This window comes from Streptomyces sp. NPDC050211, from assembly GCF_040656035.1.
Taxonomy (GTDB): domain Bacteria; phylum Actinomycetota; class Actinomycetes; order Streptomycetales; family Streptomycetaceae; genus Streptomyces.
Genome location: NZ_JBFALC010000007.1, coordinates 77,966 through 89,468, shown reverse-complemented (window position 1 = coordinate 89,468; position 11,503 = coordinate 77,966). Strand labels below are relative to the sequence as shown.

The window sequence follows — 11,503 nt, the reverse complement described above, 5'->3', positions numbered from 1 at the left end:
CTCGTCAACTGTGTCGGACGGACGCACCCGACACCTCGAATGGAGCATGGGGCCTCATCGAAAAACACGCACATAGTCGGCGCTGAAGGTGATGGGGTCCTTCGTCTGCGGAACGGGGTGATGGGTGCCCGAGGAAATCGAGAGATTGACGTTCAGATAGGCGGACCACTTCGGGTCCACTCCGCGTCCGTCCTGGAAGACCAGAGCGCCGTCGACGTACCAGTCGGCGGAACGGGTGCCCAGCAGCACCCCGACCCGCGTCCAATTCCCTTTGCCCGGGGGCTTGATGACGTGGTAATTGGCCGCTTCCCGCACATGGTTCACCATTTCCAGCAGGTCCGGGGCATCCGGATGGTATTCGAGTACGTCGATTTCGTGGCCGTCGCCGATCCAGGTCCACACCGACGGCCACGCTCCGACAGCGGTGGGCAGCTTCACCCGGACCTCGATGTAGTGGCCGGGCCGCAGCCGGAACCCCTCTCGGGAACGTTCCGTCGTGATCAGCCCCGTCTCCCAGGCCTGCAGGCCGTTCTCCAGGGTCCGCCGACCGGGCCGAGCCGTGAAGACCGCCTTTCCGCCGGCGATACGCACGTTGTGGGGATTCAGCCAGTCGAGCTTGAAGTACCTCGGATTGTGGGTCCCGTATTCATAGGCCGAGCTGGCGTCGCGGGTCCAGCGGCGACCCCACACGAAAGGCGAGTTGAAGTCTTCCGCCCAGACCAGCTTTCTCCCCGCGGACGGATCCACACTCCGCCCCTTCGAGACGACCCGCAGTTTGGTCTTCGCGAGCGGATGGTGACCGGTCTCGTCGTCGTAATAGGCGTACTGGGTGTACGTGCCCGCGCGGAAGGCGCGGGGCTTGGTGGTGAAGGTGAAACCGCCGGGGCAGATCCGTGCGTTCATTGCCACACCGGGATAATCAAGCGGCTTCTCCAGCCCGTCCCGCACGGCCACGCCCACTCTCCGGACAGTGACGCATTCGGACGCGCGCAACTTCACCGTAGCGGCGACGGCCTTACCGGGATGGGCGCCTGACGGAGTGAGACCGTCCTGGACGACACTCACGCCTTCGGGAACGCTCCTCCCCTGCGGCGCCGTCGCATGGACGTGACACGCCAAGGACACCATTCCGGCCATCATCAGCGCCGCGACACGGCTCGCCCTCTTCATCAGGCCGGAGCTCCTTCGTAGATGACGGGCGCACGCCGTCAGGAGGTGATGGACTCCCTGCTCTGACTGGGTACGACACACGACGTGGTGACCATGCCGAGCAGCTCGCGGTACACATCGATCACCGCATCCGTGGCATGCCGCAGGTCGTGAGCGACGAGCACATGCGCGCGGGCCTGTGCACCCAGCGCGGCCCGCAGCGGCTCGTCCCGCAGCAGCGCCGTCACGGCCTGGGCCAGCGCGTCGGGGTCCTCCGGCGGCACCAGACAGGACGCCAGATGGCCGGGCGGAAGACTCTCGCGCGCTCCGTCCACGTTCGTGACGACGACCGGCCGGGCACACGCCATGGCCTCCAGCGGGGCGAGCCCGATACCTGGCAAGCGCGACGGCAGGACTACGACGTCGGCGGCCCGGTACCAGGCGGCGGTGTCGGCGCTCGCGCCGGCGAACTCCACCGACGCGGGTGCCTCGGCGCGCAGCCGCTCCGCCTCCGGACCGTCGCCGACCAGCACCAGCCGTGCGCCGGGCACCCGCCGCACCACCTCGGGCCAGGCCTGCAGAAGCACGTCCTGCCCCTTCTGCCGGCACAGCCGCCCCACGCACACGACGACCGGACCGGCCCCCGACCGGGCCCGCTCTCCCTCCGGCCGGAACCGGTCGGTGTCGACACCGGTGGGGATCACCCGCCACCGCGCGGTGATGCCGTACCGCTCCCCGGCCCGCCGCTCCGCCTCGCTGACACACAGCACACGCGTAGCCGATCGCGCCCCGAACCGCTCCCAGCCCAGCGCCAGTTGGGCGACGACTCCGTCCGCCCCCGCGAACGACCAGGCATGCGGCTGAAAGACGGTCGGCATACGGCCGTACACCGCGAGCCGGGCCGCGACCCCGGCCTTCGCGCTGTGCGCGTGCACCAGATCCGGCCGCACCTCGCGCAACAGCCGCGTCAACCGCCGTACCTCGTCCGGGAGTCGATGCCCCGGCGAGCGGGTCGCGTCCCAGCGCAGCACCGTGCAGTCCAGCGCGCGCAGCCCCTCCGCCAGCGTGCCGCCCTCCGGGCACGCCACGGTCACCCGCAGCCCCGCGGCGAGCTGCGCCGCCACCAGGTCCGTCACGGCCCGCGCGACCTCGCCCTCGACGGGCTGAGTCACATGCAGGATATGCGGCGCATATACCACGGACGGCGCCGCACGGCACGGGACGGGACCCGGGGAAATACGCATGACCGAGGCTGCCCTTCCGAAGAAAGAGTTCAATCGGTTTATTTTGATCATGGGATGAGCGGCGTGGGCCTCTTATCCATATGTTTCCTCGCACGGACCACCCGATCGGCGGGGGGTCGTCTCGTATGAGTTCCCGGGACTTGTCGGCGGCAGAGTTTCCCGGAAGGTCCGCTCTCGTTAGCCCAGGAGAACCGAGACCGAGTCACTCGCGACGCAAGAGGCATGAAAACCCTTGTGGCTTCCGCGAGTTACGGAAGATTTGCCAAGAAAGGCGCATGATGAAGAACCTGAAGGCTGTTGCCGTCGTGGTCGGCTCCCTCGCCCTCGCCGGCGTCACTGCGCCCGCCGTCGCGGCGGACAAGCCGGGGAACGGCCTGGTCGACAACGGGAAGACGGTCGCCCGCAATCTCCCCGCGGCCGCCAAGGCGCCGACGGGCATGGTGGGCGGCAAGGTGAAGCGCACGGCAGAGGGTGTGAAGCAGGGCGTGCAGGAGTCGGGCATGGTGAAGACCCCCGTCTTCGGCGGCGCCCTGCCCAACCCGCTCGACGGCAAGCTGCTCAACGGCCTTCCGGTCGGCAAGACGGCGGCCAAGCCGGCCACCAAGTAGCGATTCATCCCGCGCCGGGCCGGCTCCGCACTTCCCGGAGCTGGCCCTTCGGCATGTATGCGGGGCTGCCATGGCCATAGCCTTTGCCCGTTGGGCCAAACGGACGATTCAGGGTGACCGCGGGCGGCACAACTCCGTTGCACCAAGTGAATGGGCGCCCTTTCCTCCTTGTTGGCGTTCTCTCGTGACCGTGGGCCCTGTCTGTGTACTGACGCGGACAGGGCCCACGGGCTTGATACAGCACTCACCCTTTGTCGTAAAAGCCGAGTGCGGTCCACCGGATTTCCGGCGGACCGCACTCGGGTGTGAAGTACTGCTCAGAACAGCAGGCCGCCGAAGTAGGGGGCCATCTGCGACTGGTTGACCGGCGCCGTGTTGCAGGCGGCGTAGTGCGAGTTCGGCGCCGCGACGCCACCGAGGACGGCTCCGTTGGACCACGGGGCGATGCATCGGCCGTCGATGAGGGCACCGTTCACGACGGCAATACCCTGCTGAGGCTCGTTCACGACGACCGGGGCCGACGAGAAACCGTTGCCGCCGGTGACCGTGGTGGTGTCGCCGTCGGCCGCGGCGGTGCCGCCGGCCGCGAGAACGAGGCCTGCCGCGAGGGCCGAAATGGCCGTAACCTTCTTACGCATGAGTTGCGCCTTTCCGGGCTGCGTGGGTTTACCTGCTCCGAATGGCTCGGAGCAGGGGTCAGAACAGCAGGCCGCCCTTGTGCGGGGCGTTCTGCGACTGGTCGATCGGGGCCGTGTTGCAGGCGGCGTAGTGCGAGTTCGGTGCGACAACGCCGCCAAGGACGGCCCCGTTCGACCACGGGGCGACGCAGCGGAGGTCGACGGCGGTGCCGTTGACGACGGCAATGCCTTGCTGAGGGGCGTTCACGACGACCGGGGACGTCGAGAAGCCGTCACCACCTTCGACCTCCGTACAGTTGCAGGCCGCGGCGGTGCCGCCGGCTGCGAGGACGATGCCTGCCGCGAGGGCGGAAATGGCCGTAACCTTGTTACGCATGAGTTGCGCCTTTCCGGGCTGCGTGGGTTTACCTGCTCTGAATTGCTCGGAGCAGGGGGGGAGCAGGGGTCAGAACAGCAGGCCGCCCGCGTAGGGGGCGTTCTGCGACTGGTCGACCGGCGCCGTGTTGCACGCGGCGTACTTCGAGTTCGGTGGGACGACGCCGCCGAGGACGGCTCCGTTCGACCACGGGGCGATGCACCGGCCGTCGACGACCGTGCCGTTGACGACGAGAACGCCTTGCTGAGGGGCGTTCACGACGACCGGGGACGTCGAAAAGCCGCCACCGCCCTTGACGGTGGTGTTGTTGCCGCCGCCGTCAGCGGCGGCAATGCCGGCGCTGCCGACGACGGTGCTGAGGGCGAGGGCCGTGATGACCGCGAACTTCTTGGACAACTCGATTCCTTCCTGAATTCACGGTTGCGCACGCTTACGTACCAGGAAACCCATATAACTGTGCATAAGTCACGGTGGGAACATTCAAACGCGGGCAGATTCCATCGGATGGCGCAACCACGGGCAGCGTGGAATCCGCGCGGTGTTCCAGGAAATGCATGGATGTCGACGTGCGTCCGGCCCACCGGCAGGGTGAGGGCCGGTGGGCCGGACAGATGGTTCGCGGGTGCCAGTGGGCTTGGGGCCCGCCGTATGCGGAGGTGGAGCTGCGGGTCCGGATCCAGCGTCAGGGCCTGCTGTCGGTCTCCGGCTGCCGAGAACCGGATCAGAGTCTCAGAACTCGTACGCTTTCACTTGCTCAGCATGGTGCCGAGCCCCGCGGCGGTCGGCGCATGCAGCGGGTGGACCTGCACGGAACCCTTTCCGGCCGGGTTCTTCACTGGAATCGTGGGCTTCTTGGCGGCGTCCGGGTCCATTCCGTCCAGATAAATGCCGGACATTCCGCCCGAGTTGTTCTTGTCGAACGCGCTGCCCTTTCCGATACCGCCTTCACGAACCAACTGCGTCACGGTGTCGGCCGCCGGCACGACAGCCGGAGACACCTTGGTCGGGGACATGAGACCGAGCGGAGCCGGGGTCGTACCCGAACCTCCGGCGGCCGATGCCGCGGCGGCGGAGCCGCCCACAAGACCCGCACCGATGGCCAACGCCGCAGTGGTGAAAACTGCCTTCTTCATGATTCACCTCGCTTGAAAAGTTACCTCTGATCCGACGTTTGGAGAACATAGCAGTCCATGGGCTCGGCAAAAGCGGCACGTTGCTCCATACGTATGAAAGTCGCGGGAGTGAAGAATGCAATGCGCAAGGCGTCGCGGGGGGATTGGAATGTGATCGGCGAATCGATTGATCGTATGGTTCTTCCGGTGCGGTCCGGCTGAATTGCTGAAAGGAATGAGGAATTCGGTGACCGTGGGCAGGGCTGGGCGGTTGCTCGTACGGACAGCCGGACCGTACGAGGAGTGAGCGATGACGATGGGCACGCCGCGGCGGGAGGTGGCGCGGGGGCTGCTCGCCTCCGCCGTCGCCCCGTTCGTCACCGCCTCCCGGTGTCCACGGTCCGCGGACGGGCCGGAGGGGACCGGTACCGCTTTCGACGAGGTCTACCAGGGCCGCCGTATCCAGGGCGTTCTGGTGCCCCTCGGCGGCCTCGATGTCGTATGGCACGTCACCGTGGACGGGCAACCGCTGCACCTCATGCGCCGGGCCGACGGCAGCTGGTTGAGCATGCTCGACCACTACGGCTGGTTCCGGACCCCGCTGGAGGCGACCCGTGCGGCCGTCGACGAACTCGGGCCCCTGCGGCGGCTGCGTGACATCGCCCCGGGAGCGATGGGCGGCGGGCACTCGCATCAGGGCGGAGAGCATGACGTACGTGCGTAAGAACGTCAGCAAGCTGACGCGGACCGAGCGGCGGCGGTTCGTCGAGGCGTTGCTGGAGCTCAAACGGAGTGGCGAGTACGACGAGTTCGTACGGCTGCATGTCGCGCACTTCGTCGGGGACGGCCACCGCGGTCTGCGTGCCGCCCATATGACGCCCTCCTTCCTGCCCTGGCACCGCCGGTTCCTGCTGGACCTGGAGAGCGCCCTGCGCCGAGTCGACTCCTCGGTGACGGTGCCGTACTGGGACTGGACCCGGGACCGTACGACCACTTCGGTGCCGTGGACGGACGATCTGCTCGGCGGCAACGGGCGGCGCTTCGACCGGCAGGTGATGACCGGGCCGTTCGCCTATGCGGCGGGCCACTGGACCATCCGGGTGGGCGTCACCGACGACGAGTTCCTGACCCGGGACCTGGGCCGCCCCCGCAGACCGATTGCCCTGCCCACGAAAGACGATCTGAACCGGGCGCTGGACGACCCTCTCTACGATGTCTCCCCGTGGGACTCAACGGTGACCAGGGGCTTCCGCAACCAGCTGGAGGGATGGGGGAGTGGCAGCAACCCATGGCGCAACCACAACCGGGTGCACCGCTGGGTCGGGGGCGCCATGCTCGGCGGCGCGTCCGTCAACGACCCGGTCTTCTGGCTGGTTCATGCCTTCGTGGACCTGCAGTGGCAGCGCTGGCAGCAGCGTCACCGCAACCACCGCTATCTGCCGGACCGGCCGCCCGGCCGGGGCAGTCCCCAGTACGGCCGTATCGTCGCCCGGCACCAGCGGCTGCCGCCGTGGGATGTCACTCCGGATGAGTTGGAGGACGTGTCCCACGTCTACCGGTACGCATGAAAAAATCGCTCGGTCCCGCGGCCGATGTCCACTAGCCTCCGCGCATGGCAACCGATGCGACGGAGCAACTGGTCCGATTGTTCGCCGAGGAGAGCCGGGTGCGCGCCTTCGCCGCCGTGGCGCTGGGCGCCGGGAGCGCCGAGCAGGTCGCCCGGGCGGCGGGTCTGTCCCCGAAGGAGACGGCCGTGGCGTTGCGGCGGCTGCGGGAGCAGGGGGTCGTGACGGCGGGGGACGACGGTGAACTGGGCGTTGTGTACGGCCTGTTCAAGGAGTACGCGCGAGCGGCGGCGCAGCGGGCGAAGGACTCCGAGGCCGCCGAGCGTTCCGCCCCCGGCGGAGATCGGGCCGACCTCGTCCTGCGGACCTTCGTCCGGGACGGGCGGCTGGTCCGGCTTCCCGCGCAGTGGACCCGCAAGAAGCTGGTGCTGCGGCACATCGCCGAGCAGACCTTCGAGCCGGGCGTCGAGTATCCGGAGCGGGCCGTCAACGACAAGCTGCGCGCCTGGTGCCAGGACAGCGACGACATTGACCATGTGACGCTCCGGCGCCATCTGGTGGACCTGCACCATCTGCGCCGGAGCGAGGGCATCTACCGGCGGCCGGTCGACACCGAGCAGGACGAGGCCGCCGACATCGCCTGACACGCCGGCATCGCTCGACCGCTGACTTCAGGGCAGTTGTCGTACCGGAGAACCCGCCAGGAAGGCCTGGATGTCCTCCACCGCCTGGCCGTAGTACGTCGCGTAGTTCGCCTGCGAGACATAGCCCAGGTGGGGTGTGGCGAGGAGGCGTGGGGCGGTGCGCATGGGGTGGTCGGCGGGGAGGGGCTCGATGTCGAAGACGTCGATGCCGGCGCCGGCGATCCGTCCCTCGTGCAGGGCGGTGAGCAGGGCATCCTGGTCGACGATCGCCGCGCGCGAGGTGTTGATCAGGTAGGCCGTCGGCTTGAGCAGGGCGAGTTCGGCGGGGCCGAGGAGGCCGCGGGTGCGGTCGCTCAAAGCGAGGTGGATCGAGACGAAGTCGCTCTCGGCGAGCAACTCCTCTTTGGAGGCGGCCAGTTGTACGCCGCACTCGTCGGCGCGTTCCTTGGTGAGGTTCTGGCTCCAGGCGCCGACCCGCATGCCGAAGGCGAGTGCGACCTGCGCCACGCGGCTGCCGATCTTCCCGAGGCCGAGCAGCCCGAGGCGGCGGCCGTGCAGATCGGCACCGACGGTGGACTGCCACGGGCCGCCCGAACACAGGGAGTTGGCCTCCTCCACGATGCCGCGGGCGAGGCCCAGCAGCAGGGCCCAGGTCAGTTCGACGGGCGGGGTGGAGGAGCTGCCGGTGCCGCAGACGGTGACGCCGTGTGCTTCGGCGGCGGCGTAGTCGATGACCGTGTTGCGCATGCCGGAGGCGATCAGCAGCCTCAGCCGGGGGAGCCGGGCGAACAGGGAGGCGGGGAAGGGGACGCGTTCCCGGAGCGTGACCACGATGTCGAACCCGGCGAGAGCTTCGGCGAGGGCGTCCTCGTCGGGGAAGTGGGTGGAGAAGGCGACGACCTCCACGTCGTCCGCGAGCGGCGACCAGTCGGCGGCCTCCGTCGCCACCCGCTGAAAGTCGTCGAGCACAGCACAGCGCAGCCGCACGGCGGCTCCTTTCCGTGGCCGGGGCCCAGCATCTGACGCACCCTACCTACGTGACCTGGCCGAGGCGGTGTCAGGGCGTGGTGCGGGGTTCTGCCGTGCGGGCGAGGAGGCGTGGCGCGCGTTCGCGCATCAGTGCGCCGGGATCCCGTACGGCGGTGGTGACGCCATCGACGGGCGGCTGGATGCCCGCCGCCTGTTCGATGCCGAGGGCGCACCGAACCTCGACATCCTGTCCGAGGACGAGCCGCTGGCCCGCGGCTGGATGAGCCTGGCCCGCGAGGACGCCGGTGGATATGTGATCAACGGGGCCAGGACCTGGATCAGCAACTCCCGCCGCTCGCAGCTGATCGCGCTGCTGTGCAAGACCGACCCGGAGGCGAGCCCCGCGTACCAGGGCATCTCGATCCTGCTCGTCGAGCACGGTCCCGGCCTGACCGTCTCCCGCGACCTGCCCAAGCTCGGTTACAAGGGCGTGGAGAGCTGCGAGCTGTCCTTCGAGGACTACCGGGCTCCGGGCGACGCCGTACTGGGCGGCGTGGCGGGCCGGGGTTTCGCGCAGATGATGAAGGGCCTGGAGACCGGGCGGCTGCAGGTCGCCGCCCGTGCCCTCGGTGTCGGCCGGGCGGCATTCGAGGACGCGCTCGCCTACGCACAGCAGCGGGAGTCGTTCGGCAAGCCGATCTGGCGGCATCAGTCGATCGGCAACTACCTGGCGGACATGGCGACTTCGCTGACGGCCGCCCGGCAACTGACCCTGTACGCGGCCCGGAAGGCGGATGCCGGGCGCCGTGTGGACATGGAAGCGGGCATGGCGAAACTGTTCGCCTCCGAGACCGCCATGCAGATCGCCCTCAACGCCGTCCGCATCCATGGCGGTTACGGCTACTCGACCGAGTTCGACGTGGAGCGCTACTTCCGCGACGCCCCGCTGATGATCGTCGGCGAGGGCACGAACGAGATCCAGCGCAACGTCATCGCGAGCCAGCTGGTCAAGCGGGGCGGGCTCGATGGGTGAACCGAGTGTGCATCACCGTGCGCAGCCGACGTCCAGCACTTCGATCACGTCGCCGTGGACCGTGTAGACGAGCCAGCACCACTCGCCGAACGCTGCCGCCAGGTCCGCGTCCTGGATCTCCGTGGCCTGGGTGATCGCGTCGATGAGCGTGATGATCTCCTCGTGCGTCTCGTCCGGCACGTCGAAGAGCACGCCGGCAGCCCGTTGGATCAGTTCGACTCGCATGGCGCTCACCGCCCTCACAGGGTCACTCATGACCACCATAAAGCCACCGCCTCACGCGGAGACCTCAGTCTGCGACGGCGGCGTCGCGGGAACCGAGCCGTCGGCCGCGGGCTCGGCATCGACCTCGCCCTCGGGGGAAGACGGTCCGTGCCTGCCGAGCCCGGCCCCTGCCCTCCTCTCCGCCGAGGCCCGGGCGAGAAGCCGCTCTGCCTTTGCCGCGGCGTCGGCCGCGTTGCGTTGTCCCATGAGGACGCAGAGTGTGTAGGCGGCGTCGTCGAGCCGGCGGTAGCTGTGTGGGCTCGCCGGGTCGCGCAGCAGACCGGCCCATGCGGACCGGTAGGCGTGAAGTGCTGCGGCGACGGTCCTGACGTGGGGTATCAGCATCTTCGTCTCCACACCTCGCGGTGCCGGCAGACGGCTCGTCGCACGGCCAGGCCGCGCCCAGAACGGGCCTGCCGTGCGACGACGTCGCGGCACGCACCGGGTCGGGGTCAGGACTCGGTGATCTCGATGTGCCGCGGCTTGGTGGCCTGCGCCTTGGGCACGGTGACGGTCAGTACCCCGTCGTGCAGGGTAGCGCTGACCTCGTCCGACTTGACGTCGGCGGGCAGGAGGGCCTGGTACTCGAACCGGCCGGTGCGGCGGGTGCCGCGGCGCAGGACGCCCGCACGCTCGCGCTCCTTGTACTCCCCGGTGATGTGCAGCTCGCGCTCGCTCATCTCGATGTCGATGTCGTCGCCCTTGATCCCCGGCAGTTCCGCCTCGATGACGTAGGCGTCGTCGGTCTCTCGCATGTCGGCCGCGGGAGACCAGGCCAGTGCGGTGGGAGGTGCCGTGGCGCCTTGCAGCAGCCGGTTCATGCGCTCGAACAGTTCGTCGAACTCGGCGGCGATGGGTTCACCCCATCCGAAGCCGGGGAACTGCCGCTCCAGCGGGCTGCCGGGCCGGTGTCGTACAGGCAGCGTCATCGCGGTTCACCTCCGCGAGAGTGGGCCATAAGGGGCACCTCCATGGTGCGCGTTTCCGCCGCGCCGGGCGACCGGGCCGTGTGCGGGACCGGGACGTGGGTTGGACACTGAATAGAGAGCAGTGGTTGCGGGCGTACGAGACCAGGGCGCGATGGCCATGAATCACGGCAGGGCACACTCCGCCGACGCTGCGGACGTCGTCTTCACGCGTTCCGTGTTCGGCGCTCCGTGCTGGGTGAGTCTGACCAGCCGCGACCTCGAGGCAACGCAGGCCTTCTACGGGGCCGTACTGGGCTGGCGGTGGCGCGACGCGAGGCTGGGCGACCGGTTCCGGACCGCGCTGGCGGACGGGGTGCCCGTCGCGGGGATCGCGGGGGTGGCCGGCGTGTGGCAGACCGGCTCGGCCTGGACGCCGTACTTCGCCGTGGCGGACGCGAACGAGACCGTGGCCCGCGTGCGGGAGCGCGGCGGGACCGTGGCCGTAGGGCCGCTCTCCTTTCCTCCCGGGCGAGCGGCGCTGGTCGCCGACCGTGACGGGGCCGCCTTCGGGATATGGCAGGGGAAACTCGTCACCGAATGGGAAGCGTGGCGGCAGGCGGCGTCCACGTTCATCGTCCTGCACTCCCGGGACGCCTTCGACGCGGCCATCTTCTACGGGGAGATCCTCGACTGGGCCTCGGACCTGCCCGGTTGCTGCGAGGTCGAGTACGCGGGCGACAAGGTGTTGCTGCGCAGCCGGGGCGAGATCGTGGCCCGTATCGAGTCGGGCTCGGTGGAGGCGCCGCCCGACCCTTCCGTCCGGGCGTACTGGCAGGTGCACTTCACCGTGGACGATGCGGGCGCGTGTGCCCGGGCCGCGGAGAAGCACGGCGGCAGCATCCTGGAGGAGGGCGAGCAGGAGGCCGTGCTGCGTGACCCCGACGGCGCCCAGTTCACGGTCACAGGACGTGGCCGGCACGCATGAAACGGGCG

16 protein-coding genes are annotated in these 11,503 nt (G+C 69.0%); 6 read left to right on the top strand and 10 right to left on the bottom strand.

Annotated elements, in window-relative coordinates; all coding sequences use genetic code 11:
- Nucleotides 1-54: 54 nt before the first annotated feature.
- On the bottom strand, nucleotides 55-1,170 hold the full coding sequence (locus AB0I98_RS09950; RefSeq protein WP_362938012.1) for a hypothetical protein: 1,116 nt from the start codon (nucleotides 1,168-1,170) through the stop codon (nucleotides 55-57).
- 38 nt (nucleotides 1,171-1,208) lie between these two features.
- Nucleotides 1,209-2,393 (bottom strand): glycosyltransferase family 4 protein, encoded by a 1,185-nt coding sequence (locus AB0I98_RS09945; RefSeq protein ID WP_362938009.1) that lies wholly within the window; start codon nucleotides 2,391-2,393, stop codon nucleotides 1,209-1,211.
- A gap of 275 nt (nucleotides 2,394-2,668) precedes the next feature.
- On the opposite strand from AB0I98_RS09945, the gene AB0I98_RS09940 reads away from it, so the two are divergent.
- The gene (locus AB0I98_RS09940) at nucleotides 2,669-3,001 is read left to right on the top strand and encodes a hypothetical protein (RefSeq protein ID WP_362938006.1); all 333 of its coding nucleotides are present in this window, start codon (nucleotides 2,669-2,671) and stop codon (nucleotides 2,999-3,001) included.
- Nucleotides 3,002-3,318: 317 nt separating this feature from the next.
- Here the strand turns inward: AB0I98_RS09940 and AB0I98_RS09935 are convergent, their stop codons facing one another.
- From AB0I98_RS09935 to AB0I98_RS09920, 4 genes are all read right to left on the bottom strand, one after another.
- Nucleotides 3,319-3,639 carry a hypothetical protein gene (locus AB0I98_RS09935; RefSeq protein ID WP_362938004.1) on the bottom strand — a complete coding sequence of 107 codons (321 nt, stop codon included), beginning with the start codon at nucleotides 3,637-3,639 and terminating at the stop codon, nucleotides 3,319-3,321.
- 58 nt (nucleotides 3,640-3,697) lie between these two features.
- Entirely contained in the window at nucleotides 3,698-4,015 is a 318-nt protein-coding gene (locus AB0I98_RS09930; RefSeq protein WP_362938002.1) for a hypothetical protein, read from the bottom strand.
- A 69-nt stretch (nucleotides 4,016-4,084) separates the two neighbouring features.
- The gene (locus tag AB0I98_RS09925) at nucleotides 4,085-4,411 is read right to left on the bottom strand and encodes a hypothetical protein (RefSeq protein WP_362937999.1); all 327 of its coding nucleotides are present in this window, start codon (nucleotides 4,409-4,411) and stop codon (nucleotides 4,085-4,087) included.
- Nucleotides 4,412-4,761: 350 nt separating this feature from the next.
- Nucleotides 4,762-5,148 carry a hypothetical protein gene (locus tag AB0I98_RS09920; RefSeq protein ID WP_362937997.1) on the bottom strand — a complete coding sequence of 129 codons (387 nt, stop codon included), beginning with the start codon at nucleotides 5,146-5,148 and terminating at the stop codon, nucleotides 4,762-4,764.
- 289 nt (nucleotides 5,149-5,437) lie between these two features.
- Between AB0I98_RS09920 and AB0I98_RS09915 the strand changes: the two genes are divergently transcribed.
- The 3 genes from AB0I98_RS09915 to AB0I98_RS09905 are packed head-to-tail and all read left to right on the top strand — an operon-like array spanning nucleotide 5,438 to nucleotide 7,336.
- Nucleotides 5,438-5,851 (top strand): tyrosinase family oxidase copper chaperone, encoded by a 414-nt coding sequence (locus AB0I98_RS09915; protein ID WP_362937994.1) that lies wholly within the window; start codon nucleotides 5,438-5,440, stop codon nucleotides 5,849-5,851.
- Nucleotides 5,835-6,695: a tyrosinase family protein gene (locus tag AB0I98_RS09910; protein WP_362937992.1), complete on the top strand. Its 861-nt coding sequence runs from the start codon at nucleotides 5,835-5,837 to the stop codon at nucleotides 6,693-6,695. The genes AB0I98_RS09915 and AB0I98_RS09910 overlap by 17 nt, the downstream gene beginning before the upstream one ends.
- Nucleotides 6,696-6,739: 44 nt before the next feature.
- Nucleotides 6,740-7,336: a DUF2087 domain-containing protein gene (locus AB0I98_RS09905; protein ID WP_362937989.1), complete on the top strand. Its 597-nt coding sequence runs from the start codon at nucleotides 6,740-6,742 to the stop codon at nucleotides 7,334-7,336.
- Nucleotides 7,337-7,363: 27 nt separating this feature from the next.
- Here the strand turns inward: AB0I98_RS09905 and AB0I98_RS09900 are convergent, their stop codons facing one another.
- Nucleotides 7,364-8,323: a D-2-hydroxyacid dehydrogenase family protein gene (locus tag AB0I98_RS09900; RefSeq protein WP_362937981.1), complete on the bottom strand. Its 960-nt coding sequence runs from the start codon at nucleotides 8,321-8,323 to the stop codon at nucleotides 7,364-7,366.
- Nucleotides 8,324-8,390: 67 nt separating this feature from the next.
- Between AB0I98_RS09900 and AB0I98_RS09895 the strand changes: the two genes are divergently transcribed.
- The gene (locus AB0I98_RS09895) at nucleotides 8,391-9,338 is read left to right on the top strand and encodes an acyl-CoA dehydrogenase family protein (protein WP_362937978.1); all 948 of its coding nucleotides are present in this window, start codon (nucleotides 8,391-8,393) and stop codon (nucleotides 9,336-9,338) included.
- A gap of 12 nt (nucleotides 9,339-9,350) precedes the next feature.
- Here the strand turns inward: AB0I98_RS09895 and AB0I98_RS09890 are convergent, their stop codons facing one another.
- The 3 genes from AB0I98_RS09890 to AB0I98_RS09880 all read right to left on the bottom strand — a co-directional run bounded on the left by AB0I98_RS09890 (nucleotide 9,351) and on the right by AB0I98_RS09880 (nucleotide 10,531).
- Complete coding sequence (locus AB0I98_RS09890; protein ID WP_362937975.1) at nucleotides 9,351-9,563, bottom strand: hypothetical protein; 213 nt, start codon at nucleotides 9,561-9,563, stop codon at nucleotides 9,351-9,353.
- A 51-nt stretch (nucleotides 9,564-9,614) separates the two neighbouring features.
- Nucleotides 9,615-9,947: a DUF5133 domain-containing protein gene (locus tag AB0I98_RS09885; protein WP_362937972.1), complete on the bottom strand. Its 333-nt coding sequence runs from the start codon at nucleotides 9,945-9,947 to the stop codon at nucleotides 9,615-9,617.
- A 107-nt stretch (nucleotides 9,948-10,054) separates the two neighbouring features.
- Nucleotides 10,055-10,531: an Hsp20/alpha crystallin family protein gene (locus tag AB0I98_RS09880; RefSeq protein ID WP_362937969.1), complete on the bottom strand. Its 477-nt coding sequence runs from the start codon at nucleotides 10,529-10,531 to the stop codon at nucleotides 10,055-10,057.
- Between the two features lie 157 nt (nucleotides 10,532-10,688).
- Here AB0I98_RS09880 and AB0I98_RS09875 point away from each other — a divergent pair, with 157 nt between their 5' ends.
- On the top strand, nucleotides 10,689-11,495 hold the full coding sequence (locus AB0I98_RS09875) for a VOC family protein (RefSeq protein ID WP_362937966.1): 807 nt from the start codon (nucleotides 10,689-10,691) through the stop codon (nucleotides 11,493-11,495).
- The last annotated feature ends 8 nt before the right edge of the window (nucleotides 11,496-11,503 follow it).